Genomic DNA, 14,498 nt, shown 5'->3' on the forward strand with positions numbered 1-14,498 from the left:
CGCTTGAAATACTACCGGATCAGGCCGCAGGTTTGCGTCGGCGATCGGGCGTGATCGCTTCTTCGGTCAGCTGCGCGACCGCTTGGGCGAGACCCAGCGACTCCTGATCGCGCGATCCGAGGCGGCGCATGTTGACCGTCTGCTCTTCCGCCTCGCGCTTGCCGCAGACGAGGATGACCGGAACCTTGGCTAGGCTGTGCTCACGGACCTTATAGTTGATCTTCTCGTTGCGCAGATCCGCCTCGGCGGACAAGCCCGCGGCTTTCAGCTTCGCCACCACTTCGTTCGCATAGCCGTCGGCGTCCGAAGTGATCGTCGCCACCACCACCTGCAGCGGCGCGAACCACAGCGGGAAATGGCCGGAATAGTTCTCGATCAGGATGCCGAGGAAGCGCTCCATCGAGCCGCAGATGGCACGGTGCACCATGACAGGCTGTTTCTTCTCGGAATCCGAGCCGATGTAGAAGGCACCGAAACGCTCCGGCAGGTTGAAGTCGACCTGCGTGGTGCCGCATTGCCATTCGCGGCCGATGGCATCCTTCAGCACATATTCGAACTTCGGCCCGTAGAAGGCGCCCTCGCCAGGATTGATCGAGGTCTTGATGCGGTTGCCCGATCGCGTCCTGATCGTCTCCAGCACGCCGCCCATGATCGCTTCGGCGTGATCCCAGGCTTCGTCGGTGCCGACGCGCTTGTCCGGCCGGGTCGACAGCTTCACGCTGATTTCGTCGAAGCCGAAATCGGCATAGGTCGACAGAATCAGATCGTTGATACGCAGGCACTCCGACGCCAGTTGCTCCTCGGTGCAGAAAATATGCGCGTCATCCTGCGTGAAACCGCGCACGCGCATCAGCCCGTGTAGCGCGCCCGACGGCTCATAGCGATGCACATTGCCGAATTCCGCAAGCTTTACCGGCAGGTCGCGATAGGATTTCAACCCGTGCTTGAATATCTGCACATGGCCAGGACAGTTCATCGGCTTCAGCGCGAACACGCGGTCGTCATCGGTGTCGTCGCCGGCAACCGTGACCTTGAACATGGCGTCGCGGTACCAGCCCCAATGGCCCGACGTCTCCCACAGGCTCTTGTCGAGCACCTGCGGTGCGTTGACCTCCTGGTAGCCCTGCTCGTCGAGGCGGCGGCGCATGTAGTTGACCAGGTTCTGGAACATCTTCCAGCCCTTGGCATGCCAGAAGACGACGCCCGGCCCCTCTTCCTGGAAATGGAACAAATCCATCTCGCGGCCGAGCTTCCTGTGGTCGCGCTTTTCGGCTTCCTCCAGCATTGTCTGGTAGGCGTCGAGCTGCGCCTGATCAGCCCACGCCGTGCCGTAGATGCGCGTCAGCATCGGGTTGTTCGAATCTCCGCGCCAATAGGCGCCCGCCACCTTCATCAGCTTGAAGGCATTGCCGATCTGCCCGGTCGAGGCCATATGTGGACCGCGGCAAAGGTCGAACCAGTCGCCTTGCGCGTAGATCTTGAGATCCTGATCGTCAGGAATGGCGTCGATCAGTTCCAGCTTGTAGCGCTCGCCCCTGTCGGCAAAGACCTTTTTGGCCTTATCGCGCGACCAGACTTCCTTCGTGAACGGCTTGTTGCGCGCAATGATCTCGCGCATCTTCTTCTCGATCACCGGGAAGTCGTCCGGAGTGAACGGCTCGTTGCGGGCGAAGTCGTAGTAGAATCCGTTCTCGATCACGGGCCCGATGGTCACCTGCGTTCCCGGCCATATCTCCTGCACGGCCTCCGCCAGCACATGTGCCGCGTCATGGCGGATGAGTTCCAGCGCGCGCGGATCGTCGCGGGTGATGATCTCGATCTTGCCGGACTTGCCGAGCGGATCGGAGAGATCGCGCACGGTACCGTCGATGGCATAGGCCACGGCCTTCTTGGCCAGCGACTTGGAGATCGATTCGGCAAGGCCTGCACCGGTCATCGCCGCGTCGTAGTCGCGCACGGAGCCATCGGGAAATGTCAGGGAAACGGCATTCAGCATCAGGTATTCTCCTATCCAGTCCCGCAAACGAGCGCGGGTGGTGAAATGCAGGTCGTCAGCCGTTCGAGGCTGCGACCTGCCAGGTAGCCGGAGGCGTCCGGCGGCGGCAGTCTTTTATGGGCAGATGCCGCCGCCGTAAAGCCTCGGCTATTTAATCAGCATTGGCAGGTCCTTCAGGAAGGCCGCGCGCGTCGCGAGCCCCTTCGGCATGTCGCTCCGCTTGGTGTCTACGACAAGTCGGGCAAACACGATCTGGCGGCCGTCTTTCTGCGCCCAGCCGACGAACCAGCCTAGCGAACGCCTGTCCTTACCGCCCTCCCCGACCCTGGTGCTGCCTGTCTTGCCCTGGACGGTCCAATCGCCGGCCTTGAAGCTGGGTATGACGGCTTTCGTCATGTCGTGAGCCTTGGCCGAGACCGGCATCTTGCCGGCGAGGAGCTTACGCAGGAAGTCTATCTGTTCGACCGGCGTGATCTTGAGCGAGGAGTTCACCCACGAGTGGGTCAGGCCGTCATTCTTGCCGGGATCGCCGGAAACGTCCGCATTGCCATAGCCGAACTTCGAGACGTAGCCGGCAAAGCTCTCCGGTCCAAGCCGGCGGGTGATCTCGCGCGAATACCACAGCACCGAGTCCCGCTCCCAGATCGTCGGATCGACGGTCTTGTGGTCCCGCTTGACCGCCTTGAATTCAGGCTTGTAGCCCCAGCTCGGCGTGTGTTCGTCGCTGAGTATGCCGGCATCGTAACCGATCAGCGACAGCGGCACCTTAAACTCGAGGCCGGGCTGAACCGCTGATCGCAGACGCCGTTCTGGTAAAGCGTCTTGCCGCTCTGTGCATCGGCGATCAACGTGCACTGCACATCCCCGAGCGACGCCGATTGCGCGCGCATCGGAAATCCCAGAAGCCAAGCAAGCAGGAACAGGACTCCGGCAAGGATGAAGGGAAGACGGTCGACATTGCGCATTGGATGCTCGCTCCAGAGGGGGTTCGGCGAGCGGCTTAGCGAGGTCTCTTGTCTCGATTTTGTCTCAAATTCGCAGTTGTTGTGCAGGCTGCCGTTAACCCTACCAGATCGTAAACGGTTGCCTTGAAGCACTGACCGGCAGTCAGCTTCGCGCCTCGTCGCGGTTGCTGCCGATCCGCCAATATCGCCACGGCGTGAACCAGACATACCGATCCGCCAGAACCTCCGGAACAAGGTCGACGCCATGGGTGCCGAATGGTCCGCAGCGCAGAACCCTGAAAAATCCCATCCAGCCGCCGGCCCAAAGACCATGGCGGGCGATCGCCTCATGCGCATATTCCGAGCAGGTCGGCAGATGACGGCAGGAATTGCCGATGAAGCTGGACAGCGTCAGTTGATAGAGGCGCACCAGCGACGTGCCCAACACCCGGCCGGGGGTCTTGCGCCACGGGCCGGACCAGTTGCGGCCTTGCCGCGGCGGCCCGGCTGTATGTGCATGCCCATGCTGGTCGCCCACTGCGATCTCCGTCTTTCCACACGATAGATGTGGGCTTCATCGGGAGAACGCAATCCCGCCCCTGCTTGCTGAGCTTTCACGGGCGGAAGCGGCGAAGTGGCTGCCGATCAGCCGGCGGTGCCCACCGGCAGGGGCTAGGCTGCTCTTCGTGGTGCTTTCGACAGGTTTTTTCGTCACGCCACTGAAACGTTGCAATCCGCATCACATCGCCAAAAATCTCCAGCAACTGGATCATGGCCGTATCTCCTTGGCGACGAGTAGACCGCCGCTGGCCTTCGCCTTCAAACGAGTATAATTTCCACTTCGGATAATCCTGGGTTATGCGAATGAAGCGTGGGCGACTGCCGCTGACGGCCTTGAGGAGCTTTGAAGCAGCCGGGCGGCACCTGAGTTTCAGCAGGGCGGCCGAGGAGCTTTTCGTCTCGCAGGCAGCGATCAGCCGGCAGATCCGCGAGCTCGAGATCTTTCTGCGCCGGCCCCTGTTCGAACGTCACCATCGCCGCGTCGAACTGACCGATGCGGGCCGCCGGCTGCTCAGTCAGCTGGTCAGGAGTTTCGACGCCATCGACGCCCTGCTTTCAGAGTTGGTGGCGGCTCCCGCGCAGACAGTGGTTCGTGTCAGCGTCGAGCCGTCTCTGGCATCGGTATGGCTGGTGCCGCGGCTCAACCGTTTTCGCCAATTGCGGCCCGACATCGACGTCGCGCTCGAAGTCGATCCAAGGCTGATTGAGTTTCGCGGCGACCAGCCTGAGCTTGCGTTACGCTTCAGTGCGCATGCTGTGTCGTGGCCGCGCAGCGAGGCCGAGCAGCTTGCCTCGACGGTCGATTCACCGGTTCTGTCGCCGGCGCTGCTTGCCGCGGGGCCTCCCCTCGACAAGCCGGCCGACCTTGGCCGCTATACGCTGTTGCATGAGGAAAACCGACAGGGTTGGGCGCGCTGGTTTGAGGCGGCTGGTGTGCCTGCCGACGCCGTGCCCGCGCGCGGTCCCATGCTGGCGGATGCATCGCTTTCGAAGCAGGCCGCCCTGCTCGGACACGGCGTGGCGCTGGGCGATCTCCTGCAGATCGGCGAAGAGCTCGCCTCCGGCACGTTGGTCAAGCCGTTCGACATCGACGTCGCGTCCGGCGCCTATTGGCTGGTGGCCAGAAGCCTGCGCGATCTCCCCGAGCCAGCCGCCGCGTTCGCCGACTGGGTGAGAAGCGAATTCGCCGAAAGCAGACGGCTCCAATAGGCCGCCAAATGGGCTATCAGGCGGCTTCTTCGGCGCGCTTCTTCTCGATCTGACCAATCGCGTCGACCACCGCGTCGAAGGTCAACATGGTCGAGGCATGGCGCGCCTTGTAGTCGCGCACCGGTTCCAGATATTTGAGATCGGCGAAGCGGCCTTCCGGCGGCGCTCCGTTCTCTTTCAGCATTTTCAGCATGGTCTCGCGCACCGCGCGCAATTCGTCGGCCGTAGCGCCAACCACATGCTGCGCCATGATGGAGGACGAGGCCTGGCCGAGCGCGCAGGCCTTCACGTCATGTGCGAAATCGGTAACCACGCCGTCTGCCATATTGAGATCGACGGTAACGGTAGAGCCGCACAATTTGGAATGTGCCCTCGCGCTGGCGTCGGGATGATCGAGCCGGCCGATCCGTGTGATATTTCCGGCAAAACCGAGAATTTTCGCATTGTAGACGTCGTTGATCATTATTTTCCAGTCCGTCGCCGCCAAGCGAACAGCGTTTGCCGCTGACGCGTCTTTCTTTCGCTCGTCATGACCATATATAATGGTGGCAGTCCGGTATCGACAAGGCGACGAAAAGCCCACGTCTTTGCCGCAGTTTGCTCACGCCGCTTACGGGGCTGGAAACCGGGCGAGTTTCCGACGCCGAAAGGTCGTGGTCCGTTCAACTCGTTCCTCCTGAGAGAGGGACTACGGGAGACGCCTTTATGGATGCCGTTATCAAGAAGTTCATGCCCCAGTCGGCCTACATGGAAAAGCCCGTCACCGACCGGCCGAGCGAGGCCGAGGTCGAGGCTGCGGTCCGCACGCTTTTGCGCTGGACCGGCGACAACCCCGATCGCGAAGGGCTGGTCGACACGCCCAAGCGGGTGGCCAAGGCCTATCGGGAAATGTTCGGCGGCTATGACATGTGCCCGGCCGAAGAGCTTGGCCGCACCTTCGAGGAAGTGGCTGGTTACGACGATCTTGTCATCGTCAAGGACATCCAGTTCCATTCGCATTGCGAACATCACATGGTGCCGATCATCGGCAAGGCCCATGTCGGCTATCTGCCGGACGGCAAGGTCGTCGGCCTGTCCAAGATCGCGCGCGTGGTCGATATCTTCGCCCATCGCCTGCAGACCCAGGAAGCCATGACCGCGCAGATCGCCGGCGTCATTCAGGATGTGCTCAATCCGCGCGGCGTTGCAGTGATGATCGAGGCCGAGCACATGTGCATGGCCATGCGCGGCATCCGCAAGCAGGGCTCCACCACGCTGACCTCGACCTTCACCGGCGTGTTCAAGGATACTCCCGAAGAACAGGTTCGTTTCGTCACCATGGTGCGTGGCGGTGGGGTGTAAGCCGCCTCGCCCAGCATCGCCGGACCATGATTCCGAAAGTGGATACCGGTTTTCGGATAGTCATGGTCAAACAGGAAGATAGCCCGGCGATGTCGGCACTGGAATTTCCGAAGGCTCCCTCAGACAAGAAAGCGCTGGAAGAAGGCGGGGTGTTTTCACCGCGCTTCGATGCCGCCGGCCTGGTCACCGTCGTCGTCACCGATGCGGCGGACGGCATGCTTTTGATGGTCGCGCACATGAATGCGCAGGCTCTGGCGTTGACGCTTGAAACAGGTATCGCCCACTACTGGTCGCGTTCACGGAATGCGCTGTGGAAGAAGGGCGAAACGTCAGGCAATCTCCAGCATGTCATCGAGGTGCTCACGGATTGTGACCAGGACGCCATATGGTTGCGCGTCAAAGTGCTAGGCCACGACGCAACTTGTCACACAGGCCGGCGTTCCTGCTTCTATCGGACGGTGGGGCTGATCGACGGCAAGGCGATGCTTGCCGACGATGGCAGCGAGCCCTTGTTCGATGCGGAAAAAACGTATCGGAAGCTCCCGTGAATGACCAGCTTGAACCTTTTGCCCGCAGCCAACCACATAGATTCACCATTTCGATACGGCCCGCCTATATATTAGCTGTGGGACAAGGGAGATCATGATGCTCGAGTGGGCGTCATTGCGTAACAGAGCGGACGTACGAGAGGCGAATGGTCCCGCTTCGTCCGGAGGCGCGTCCGAAACAACATCACCAAAGAAAACTGGCATCTCGCTTGCACTGGGCGGCGGTTGCGCAAGAGGCTGGGCGCATATCGGCGTGCTGCGCGCGCTCGATGAAGCCGGCATCGAGGTTTCGATGATTGCCGGCACCTCGATCGGCGCGCTGGTCGGCGGCTGTTACCTCGCCGGAAAACTGGACGAGTTGGAAGAGTTCGCCCGCAGCCTGACCAGGCGGCGCATCTTCGGCCTGCTCGATCTAAACCTGCGCGGCAGCGGTCTGTTCGGCGGCATGAAGCTGGATGCTCGCCTGCGTGAGCATGTGGCCGGCATTCGCTTTGACGATTTGTCCAAGCCGTTCGTCGCGGTCGCTTCCGAAATCCGCACCGGCCATGAGATCTGGCTGTCGAACGGCTCGCTGATAACAGCCATGCGCGCTTCCTATGCCTTGCCTGGCGTGTTCGAGCCGGTGACTTGCAATGGCCGCGTGTTGGTCGACGGAGCTTTGGTCAATCCGGTGCCGGTGTCGGTCTGCCGTGCCTATGAGCAGCCGCTGGTTGTCGCGGTCAACCTTCATTACGACCTGTTCGGCCGTGCCGCCGTCATCAAGCATAGCGCCGGCGAACTGGTCGTCGAGAACGATGCACCGCGCAGTGGCCAATTCGACCCGGAGCACCGGGCGCATCAGACGCGGCTTGGCATCACCGGCGTCATGGTCGAGGCCTTCAACATCATCCAAGACCGAATCTCGCGCGCCAGGCTTGCCGGCGATCCGCCGGACATGTCGCTGCAGCCCAAGCTCAGCCACATCGGTCTGACCGAATTCCACCGCGCCGATGAGGCGATCCAGATCGGCTATAGGGCAACGATGGCACAGATCGGCGAACTGACCCGGCTTCAGACGGTTCTCGCCTGATCAAAGACGCATCAGGCGCGTGCCGCGTCGACGATGCGGAACTGCACGCTGCGATTGCCGTTCCAGTAATTGCCCGACAATGAGCCGGCGACGTGGATCGTCTTACCGCGGTTCTTGAACAGGAAGTCGCCGAGCACCGTGTCGACGGCACGAAAGGCGATCGCCTGGATGCGACCGCCACTGCCCGACTGGAGGTCGGCGCGGATGTGGTTGGTGCCAACCAGCCGGGCGTCGGCCAGCCGATGGCGAGGCAGCGCGAAAACAGGCGCGACATGCCCTGCACCGAACGGGCCGGCCTTTTCCAGCGCATCCAGCAAGGCCAGCGTCGCACCCTCGGCGGCAAGCGCGCCGTCGATCGCCAGGCTTTCCTCGTCTTGCAATCGGAACACGTCGGCTGCTGCGCGCTCCTCGAAAAATGCCCTGAGCTCGCCGAGCCGCGTGCGCTCGACGGTAATGCCGGCTGCCATGCCATGGCCGCCGCCCTTGACGATCAGCCCGGCATCTGCGGCTTCGCGCACCAGCCGGCCGAGATCGAAGCCCGACACCGAGCGACCTGAACCGGTGCCGGTGCCGGTGGCGTTGAAGGCGATGGCGAAGGCCGGCCGTCGGGCATGGTCCTTGAGCCTGGAGGCAAGCAGGCCGACGATGCCGGGATGCCAGTTGGTGCTAGCGGTAACGACGATGGCCGGCCCGCTGCCGCCGGCAAGCTCGGCATCGGCCTCGGCACGCGCCGCGGCCAGCATCTCGTGTTCCATCAGCTGCCGCTCCTGGTTGAGCCGATCGAGCGTCTCGGCGATGGTGCGGGCCTCGACCGGATCGTCGGTCGCAAGCAGCCGGCTGCCGAGGGCGGCGTCGCCGATGCGCCCGCCGGCGTTTATGCGCGGTCCGATCAGGTAGGCCAGATGGAAGGTGCTGAGCGGCTCGCCGACGCGCGAGACCCGCGCCAGCGCAGACATTCCCTCGTTCTTCTGCTGGCGCGCCACTTGCAAGCCCTTGACGACGAAGGCACGGTTGACGCCGGTGAGCGGCACTACATCGCAGACCGTGGCCAGCGCCACGAGATCGAGCAGCGAGAGCAGGTCCGGCGGCGTGGCGTCGGCCAGCCGGCCGCGCAGGACCTTGGCCGTCTGCACCAGCGCGAGAAAAACCACTCCGGCGGCGCAGAGATGGCCCTGCCCGGAAAGGTCGTCGTCGCGGTTGGGGTTGACCACCGCGTGTGCCGCCGGCAAGGCGCCGCCGACCTGGTGATGGTCGAGCACCACGACATCGGCACCGGCGGCATTGGCCGCGTCGATGGAAGCCGCGCTGTTGGTGCCGCAATCGACGGTGACGATCAGCGTCGCGCCGCGCGAGACGAGCTCGCGCATGCCTTCGGGATTGGGACCGTAACCCTCGAAGATACGATCGGGAATGTAGATTTCCGACGATATCGAGAAATGCGCGAGGAAGCGTTTGAGCAAGGCCGACGAGGCGGCGCCATCGACATCGTAGTCGCCGAAGATCGCCACCTTCTCCCGGGCCATCACCGCGGCGGCTATTCGAATGGCCGCCTTGTCCATGTCAGTCAGCGAAGCCGGGTCCGGCAGCAGGTCGCGGATCGTCGGGTCGAGAAAGCGCTCCGCCTGTTCCGCCGTCACGCCACGTCCGGCAAGCACGCGCGCGACGATATCGGGCACGCCGTGCCCCTGTGCGATGGCAAGCGCGACCATGTCCTGCCGCTCGGTCAGCCGATGTTCCCAGGAAACACCGGTGGCCGACTGTCGGACATCGAGAAAAAGGCGTCTCTCGCCCGTCATGCGAGGCGACGTTTGCGGATGATCATTGCCCACAATATGCGACGGCCAGTCAGGAATGCATCAAAACTTTTCCAGGTCCTGATGCCGGGCCTTGATCTCGCGCACGGTGCGCGACGACGAGCGCAGCACGATCGTGTGCGTTGTGATGTAGTTGCGGCCGAACTTGACCCCTGCCAGCATGTTGCCGTCGGTGACGCCGGTGGCCGCGAACAACACATCGCCGCGCGCCATGTCCTCGGCCCGGTAGACCCGCTTCGGGTCGGCAATACCCATCTTGCCGGCGCGGGCGACCTTTTCGGGCGTATCGAGGATCAAGCGGCCCTGCATCTGGCCACCCGTGCAGCGCAGCGCCGCCGCGGCCAGCACGCCCTCCGGCGCGCCGCCAATGCCGAGATAGATGTCGATGCCGGTTTCCTCGGGATCGGTGGTGTGGATGACACCGGCGACGTCGCCATCGCCGATCAGCCGGATTGCCGCCCCGGTGGCGCGCACGGCGTCGATCAGCTTGCCATGGCGCGGACGGTCGAGGATGCAAGCGGTAACGTCGGACACCGCGACGCCCTTGGCCTTTGCCAGGCTGGCTATGTTTTCGGCCGGCGAGGCATCGATGTCGATGACGCCCTCGGCATAGCCCGGGCCGATGGCGATCTTGTCCATGTAGACGTCGGGCGCGAACAGCAGGCTGCCCTTCTCGGCGATGGCGATCACGGCCAGCGCGTTGGGCAGGTTCTTCGCGCAGATCGTGGTGCCTTCCAGCGGGTCGAGCGCAATGTCGACCGCCGGGCCTTTGCCGGTGCCGACCTCCTCTCCGATATAGAGCATCGGCGCCTCGTCCCGCTCGCCTTCGCCGATCACCACCGTGCCCTTGATGGCGAGGCGATTGAGCTCCTGGCGCATGGCGTCCACCGCGACCTGGTCGGCGGCCTTTTCGTCACCGCGTCCGCGCAGCCTGGCGGCCGCGACGGCGGCGCGCTCGGTGACGCGCACCAGTTCCATGGTGAGTATCCGGTCAAGTCCGGCGATAATGTTGTGGGCCACGTTCATCAGGTCGATCCTCGTTCGCATGCCACCTCCCGCCGGAGGCGCGCCTCTTGTGTCAAACGAGCATGACAACGGCAAGACCTCTCGAAGGTTTTCTCGAAAAGCCTGCAATATCATTCGATTAAACTATGGATAGCACGATTCCGGCGAACTTGGGCCGCTTTCAAAGTAGGTATCGAGATCTAAAACACGGCCAGATATTTCAATAGCGAAACGATGCCGATGATGATGACGATGATCTGCGCGATCTGCCGCATCCTGGCATCCAGCGGCAATCGCTGAATGAGATAAAGCACCAGAATGATCACGAGGAACGTGATCAGAATACCGATCAGGACGGAAGAAGCCATGGTGCTCCCCTGGAAATTGCTCGATGGACAGGTAAGCCGGCAAACCCGGTTCGGTCGTTACCGGATCAATACCAGCGGCGCTGGGTGTCATTCATCGATTGGCCAACGGCGAGGCCGGCCAGAAAACCCAGCAGCCCGATGACGCCGACCACAGCCGTCGTCGTGCCCGGATTTTCCCGCGCGACCTCCGAGACCGCCTGCGCCTGGCTGCGCAACTGCTGAGCCGTTCGCGACGCACGGCTCGCCGCGCTGTCGTAGACATCGGATGCCTGAGCCGAGGCCTCGTCAACCAGTTCCGCACCTCGCTCCGAAAGGCTCTTGTTGATCCTGGTGATCTCCTTGCGCAGATCGGCGATCTGCTTTTCGAGCGTCTTTTGGATGTCGTCGATCTGGGGGGTGTCGGATTTCGATGTTTCGGCCATTGGCATTCCCTCGGTTTGCACCTCGGGAGAACGGCGCTGGCCGGGATTGGTTCCGGCGAGCCAAGCAGCGGCATCGGCCGCAACAGTATCGTCGCAGCAATCCAGTGGTGCGCGACGGAAGGAAATATCTATCCTGCCCGTTCGATCCGGATGACCTGCGGCTTGTCGGTCAGGTGACCATCCTTGGTGATACCGTCCACGGCCTTGCGCACCGCGGCTTCGGTGGTCTCGTGGGTGACGAGGATCACCGTCTTTTGCGCCGCCACTTCGCCGCTGATCGCGTGCTGGACGATCGATTCCAGCGAGATATCGTTATCGGCCATGCGCTTGGCGATGGCCGCGAACACGCCAATGCGGTCATGCACGGTCAGCCGGATGAAATAGCCGCCGGCATGGCTGCGCATCTGCGCCTTCTTGTAAGGCTTCAATTCCCTCGCCGGCCTGCCGAAGACCGGGCCGTGCTGGAAGCCGGGACGGCTCTTTGCGATATCGGCGATGTCGCCGATGACGGCCGAGGCGGTGGCATTGCCGCCGGCGCCGGGGCCGGAGAGCAGCAGTTCGCCGAGGATGTCGGTCTCGATCGCCACCGCATTGATGACGCCGTGGACCTGCGCGATCACCGAGGCTGTCGGCACCATGGTTGGATGCACGCGCTGCTCGATGCCGCTGTCGGTGCGCTGGGCAACGCCAAGCAGCTTGATCCGGTAGCCGAGATCGCCGGCCGCACGGATATCGGCCTGGGTGATGTTGGAGATGCCTTCCATGTAGATGTCGTTGGCGGCGATCTTGGTGCCGAAGGCCAGGCTGGTCAGGATCGACAGCTTGTGCGCGGTGTCATGGCCCTCGATGTCGAAGGTCGGGTCGGCCTCGGCATAGCCCAGCCGCTGCGCGTCCTTGAGGCAGGCATCGAACGAGATCCCTTCGGCCTCCATACGGGTCAGGATATAGTTGCAGGTGCCGTTGAGAATACCGAAGACGCGGGTGACCGAGTTGCCGGCCATCGCCTCTCGCATGGTCTTGATAACGGGAATGCCGCCCGCCACCGCGGCCTCGTAGTTGAGCAGCACGCCCTTCTTCTCGGCGATCTCGGCCAGTGCGACACCATGTTTGGCCAGCAGCGCCTTGTTCGCCGTAACGACATGACGGCCGGCCTCGAGCGCCGTCTTCACAGCCGCAAACGCTGTCCCCTCGTCGCCGCCGATCAGCTCGACGAAAACGTCGATCTCGGCGGCCTGCGCCATCTTGACAGGATCGTCGAACCATTTCGCGGCATTGAGATCGACCCCGCGGTCGCGCTTGGGATCACGCGCCGAAACCGCCGACACGACGATGTCGCGCCCACACTGCCGTGTCAGTTCCGCCGCCTTGTCGCGCAGCACGCGCGCCACTGACGCGCCGACCGTGCCGAGGCCGGCAATTCCAACACGCAGAGCTTCAGCCATGGCCGGCGATGTCCCCCGAAAGATCAAACGAAATTGTGTGCGGAAAGCTTACCGATGGGCGGAAAGCGGCACGACATTGTTGGGTTGCTTGGCGCTGGTCGCCAGGAAGCGCTTGATGTTGCGCGCCGCCTGCCGGATCCGGTGCTCGTTCTCGACCAGCGCGACACGCACGAAATCATCGCCATGTTCGCCGAAGCCGACGCCTGGCGCCACCGCAACGTCGGCATGTTCGATGAGCAGCTTGGAGAATTCGAGCGAGCCGAGATGGCGGAACGGCTCCGGAATCGGAGCCCAGGCGAACATGGACGCAGCCGGAGCCGGAATGGTCCAGCCCGCGCGGCCGAAAGCATCGACCATCACGTCGCGCCGCTTGTGGTAGATGTCGCGCACTTCGGCGATGTCGGCGCCGTCGCCGTTGAGCGCGTGCGCGGCCGCCACCTGGATCGGGGTGAACGCACCGTAATCAAGATAGGATTTCACCCGGGTCAGCGCCGAGATCAGCCGCTCGTTGCCGACGGCGAAGCCCATGCGCCAGCCGGGCATTGAGAAGGTCTTCGACATGGAGGTGAACTCGACGCAAACGTCGATCGCGCCCGGCACCTGCAGCACCGAAGGCGGCGGATTGCCGTCAAAATAGATCTCCGAATAGGCAAGGTCCGACAGGATGATGATGTCGTTCTTCTTCGCGAACGCCACCACGTCCTTGTAAAAATCGAGCGAGGCGACCAGCGCCGTCGGGTTCGACGGGTAGTTGAGGATCAGCGCCAGCGGCTTCGGAATCGAATGGCGGATGCCGCGCTCGACCGCCGGGATGAAACCGTCATCGGGTTCCACCTGCAGCGACCGGATGACGCCGCCCGACATAATGAAGCCGAAAGCATGGATCGGGTAGGTTGGATTCGGACACAGGATCACGTCGCCAGGCGCGGTGATCGCCTGCGCCATGTTGGCGAAGCCCTCTTTCGAACCCAGCGTTGCCACCACTTGCGTATCGGGATTGAGCTTCACGCCGAAGCGGCGCTGATAGTAAGCGGCCTGGGCGCGGCGCAGGCCCGGAATGCCGCGCGAGGAGGAATAGCGATGGGTGCGCGGATCGCGCACCACTTCGCACAATTTGTCGACGATTGCCTTGGGCGTCGGCAGGTCCGGATTGCCCATGCCGAGATCGATGATGTCGGCGCCGCGCGAGCGGGCGCTGGCCTTGAGCCGGTTGACCTGCTCGAAGACATAGGGCGGAAGCCGGCGGACCTTGTGAAACTCTTCCATGGCAGTTCCAGACATCACTTGGCGTTTGGCAAGGCGCGCCGTGTCGGCAAGTGCCTTGGGCGCGCGCTATATACTTATTTGCAGGTAGGGTCGAGGGTGGGGTCGCATTTGCCTTCGATCTGCTTCAGCGTCTGGGTGCCATGCTTGCTGGCCAGGTCCGTCAGCGCCGCTTGATTGGTGACGTTGGGGACGCCGCCATTGGCTGCCTGCGCGCTTTCGTCCCCCTTCAATTCCGCGAGCCTGGCATTCCTCTCGGCATCGGTAAACTGTTTGGCTGCCACTTTCGGCGGGATGTTCAGGTTCGGAAAGGTGCCGGTATCCTTCGGTCCCGCTGATGTGGCGATGGGCACCGGGCCGCTGGTATTGGTGCTCGAGCAGGCCCCAAGGCACATCAGGGCAATTGCCGCACCGATGCGGCAAAAACGACAGGCGCCGAAAAAAACAGTCTCGCCAATGTTAATCGTCATATTGTTTCCTTGGCAGCCGGGGTAGAGCGAGGTTGGACCCGGTCGG

The 14,498-nt window shown here is 62.9% G+C and carries 15 protein-coding genes and 1 pseudogene; 4 read left to right on the forward strand and 12 right to left on the reverse strand.

The window, feature by feature from the left end; translation table 11 throughout:
• Positions 1–19: 19 nt before the first annotated feature.
• The 4 genes and pseudogenes from thrS to FJ959_RS29575 all read right to left on the reverse strand — a co-directional run bounded on the left by thrS (position 20) and on the right by FJ959_RS29575 (position 3,713).
• Positions 20–1,996, reverse strand: coding sequence for a threonine--tRNA ligase (gene thrS, locus FJ959_RS29560; RefSeq protein WP_140633533.1), 1,977 nt, complete (start codon positions 1,994–1,996; stop codon positions 20–22).
• A 147-nt stretch (positions 1,997–2,143) separates the two neighbouring features.
• Positions 2,144–2,961, reverse strand: a pseudogene (gene blaOXA, locus FJ959_RS29565) (class D beta-lactamase).
• A 142-nt stretch (positions 2,962–3,103) separates the two neighbouring features.
• A complete protein-coding gene (gene yidD / locus FJ959_RS29570) occupies positions 3,104–3,478 on the reverse strand; it encodes a membrane protein insertion efficiency factor YidD (RefSeq protein ID WP_140633536.1) in 375 nt (124 codons plus the stop codon).
• 76 nt (positions 3,479–3,554) lie between these two features.
• A complete protein-coding gene (locus tag FJ959_RS29575) occupies positions 3,555–3,713 on the reverse strand; it encodes a hypothetical protein (protein WP_140521002.1) in 159 nt (52 codons plus the stop codon).
• A gap of 91 nt (positions 3,714–3,804) precedes the next feature.
• Here FJ959_RS29575 and FJ959_RS29580 point away from each other — a divergent pair, with 91 nt between their 5' ends.
• Positions 3,805–4,710 (forward strand): LysR substrate-binding domain-containing protein, encoded by a 906-nt coding sequence (locus tag FJ959_RS29580; protein WP_140633539.1) that lies wholly within the window; start codon positions 3,805–3,807, stop codon positions 4,708–4,710.
• A gap of 16 nt (positions 4,711–4,726) precedes the next feature.
• Here FJ959_RS29580 and FJ959_RS29585 read toward each other — a convergent pair whose 3' ends face one another.
• The gene (locus FJ959_RS29585) at positions 4,727–5,173 is read right to left on the reverse strand and encodes an iron-sulfur cluster assembly scaffold protein (protein ID WP_140495827.1); all 447 of its coding nucleotides are present in this window, start codon (positions 5,171–5,173) and stop codon (positions 4,727–4,729) included.
• Between the two features lie 242 nt (positions 5,174–5,415).
• Between FJ959_RS29585 and folE the strand changes: the two genes are divergently transcribed.
• The 3 genes from folE (at position 5,416) to FJ959_RS29600 (ending at position 7,668) form a co-directional block, all read left to right on the forward strand.
• Entirely contained in the window at positions 5,416–6,051 is a 636-nt protein-coding gene (gene folE / locus FJ959_RS29590) for a GTP cyclohydrolase I FolE (protein WP_140517057.1), read from the forward strand.
• Positions 6,052–6,140: 89 nt separating this feature from the next.
• Positions 6,141–6,599 (forward strand): phosphoribosyl-AMP cyclohydrolase, encoded by a 459-nt coding sequence (hisI, locus tag FJ959_RS29595; protein WP_140633616.1) that lies wholly within the window; start codon positions 6,141–6,143, stop codon positions 6,597–6,599.
• Positions 6,600–6,696: 97 nt separating this feature from the next.
• The gene (locus FJ959_RS29600; RefSeq protein WP_140633542.1) at positions 6,697–7,668 is read left to right on the forward strand and encodes a patatin family protein; all 972 of its coding nucleotides are present in this window, start codon (positions 6,697–6,699) and stop codon (positions 7,666–7,668) included.
• Positions 7,669–7,679: 11 nt separating this feature from the next.
• Here the strand turns inward: FJ959_RS29600 and recJ are convergent, their stop codons facing one another.
• The 7 genes from recJ to FJ959_RS29635 all read right to left on the reverse strand — a co-directional run bounded on the left by recJ (position 7,680) and on the right by FJ959_RS29635 (position 14,452).
• Entirely contained in the window at positions 7,680–9,464 is a 1,785-nt protein-coding gene (gene recJ, locus FJ959_RS29605) for a single-stranded-DNA-specific exonuclease RecJ (RefSeq protein WP_140633545.1), read from the reverse strand.
• Positions 9,465–9,524: 60 nt separating this feature from the next.
• Positions 9,525–10,508 carry a class II fructose-bisphosphatase gene (gene glpX, locus FJ959_RS29610; protein WP_140495884.1) on the reverse strand — a complete coding sequence of 328 codons (984 nt, stop codon included), beginning with the start codon at positions 10,506–10,508 and terminating at the stop codon, positions 9,525–9,527.
• Positions 10,509–10,687: 179 nt separating this feature from the next.
• Positions 10,688–10,855, reverse strand: coding sequence for a Thivi_2564 family membrane protein (locus FJ959_RS29615; protein WP_140495823.1), 168 nt, complete (start codon positions 10,853–10,855; stop codon positions 10,688–10,690).
• Between the two features lie 65 nt (positions 10,856–10,920).
• Positions 10,921–11,277: a hypothetical protein gene (locus FJ959_RS29620; protein WP_140517065.1), complete on the reverse strand. Its 357-nt coding sequence runs from the start codon at positions 11,275–11,277 to the stop codon at positions 10,921–10,923.
• A gap of 128 nt (positions 11,278–11,405) precedes the next feature.
• Complete coding sequence (locus tag FJ959_RS29625) at positions 11,406–12,719, reverse strand: homoserine dehydrogenase (RefSeq protein WP_140633548.1); 1,314 nt, start codon at positions 12,717–12,719, stop codon at positions 11,406–11,408.
• A gap of 48 nt (positions 12,720–12,767) precedes the next feature.
• Complete coding sequence (locus FJ959_RS29630; protein ID WP_140633551.1) at positions 12,768–13,985, reverse strand: LL-diaminopimelate aminotransferase; 1,218 nt, start codon at positions 13,983–13,985, stop codon at positions 12,768–12,770.
• A gap of 74 nt (positions 13,986–14,059) precedes the next feature.
• Positions 14,060–14,452, reverse strand: coding sequence for a hypothetical protein (locus FJ959_RS29635; protein ID WP_140633554.1), 393 nt, complete (start codon positions 14,450–14,452; stop codon positions 14,060–14,062).
• Positions 14,453–14,498 lie beyond the last annotated feature (46 nt).

The organism is Mesorhizobium sp. B2-2-4 (assembly GCF_006442375.1).
Classification (GTDB): Bacteria; Pseudomonadota; Alphaproteobacteria; order Rhizobiales; family Rhizobiaceae; genus Mesorhizobium.

What these genes read in the sequence shown, in the direction of transcription:
- FJ959_RS29635 (WP_140633554.1), bottom strand. Translation starts at nt 14,452, where the DNA reads ATGACGATTAACATTGGCGAGACTGTTTTTTTCGGCGCCTGTCGTTTT.
- FJ959_RS29625 (WP_140633548.1), bottom strand. Translation starts at nt 12,719, where the DNA reads ATGGCTGAAGCTCTGCGTGTTGGAATTGCCGGCCTCGGCACGGTCGGC.
- FJ959_RS29615 (WP_140495823.1), bottom strand. Translation starts at nt 10,855, where the DNA reads ATGGCTTCTTCCGTCCTGATCGGTATTCTGATCACGTTCCTCGTGATC.
- FJ959_RS29620 (WP_140517065.1), bottom strand. Translation starts at nt 11,277, where the DNA reads ATGGCCGAAACATCGAAATCCGACACCCCCCAGATCGACGACATCCAA.
- glpX (WP_140495884.1), bottom strand. Translation starts at nt 10,508, where the DNA reads ATGAACGTGGCCCACAACATTATCGCCGGACTTGACCGGATACTCACC.
- FJ959_RS29600 (WP_140633542.1), top strand. Translation starts at nt 6,697, where the DNA reads ATGCTCGAGTGGGCGTCATTGCGTAACAGAGCGGACGTACGAGAGGCG.
- folE (WP_140517057.1), top strand. Translation starts at nt 5,416, where the DNA reads ATGGATGCCGTTATCAAGAAGTTCATGCCCCAGTCGGCCTACATGGAA.
- FJ959_RS29575 (WP_140521002.1), bottom strand. Translation starts at nt 3,713, where the DNA reads ATGATCCAGTTGCTGGAGATTTTTGGCGATGTGATGCGGATTGCAACG.
- thrS (WP_140633533.1), bottom strand. Translation starts at nt 1,996, where the DNA reads ATGCTGAATGCCGTTTCCCTGACATTTCCCGATGGCTCCGTGCGCGAC.
- FJ959_RS29585 (WP_140495827.1), bottom strand. Translation starts at nt 5,173, where the DNA reads ATGATCAACGACGTCTACAATGCGAAAATTCTCGGTTTTGCCGGAAAT.
- hisI (WP_140633616.1), top strand. Translation starts at nt 6,141, where the DNA reads ATGTCGGCACTGGAATTTCCGAAGGCTCCCTCAGACAAGAAAGCGCTG.
- FJ959_RS29580 (WP_140633539.1), top strand. Translation starts at nt 3,805, where the DNA reads ATGAAGCGTGGGCGACTGCCGCTGACGGCCTTGAGGAGCTTTGAAGCA.
- FJ959_RS29630 (WP_140633551.1), bottom strand. Translation starts at nt 13,985, where the DNA reads ATGGAAGAGTTTCACAAGGTCCGCCGGCTTCCGCCCTATGTCTTCGAG.
- recJ (WP_140633545.1), bottom strand. Translation starts at nt 9,464, where the DNA reads ATGACGGGCGAGAGACGCCTTTTTCTCGATGTCCGACAGTCGGCCACC.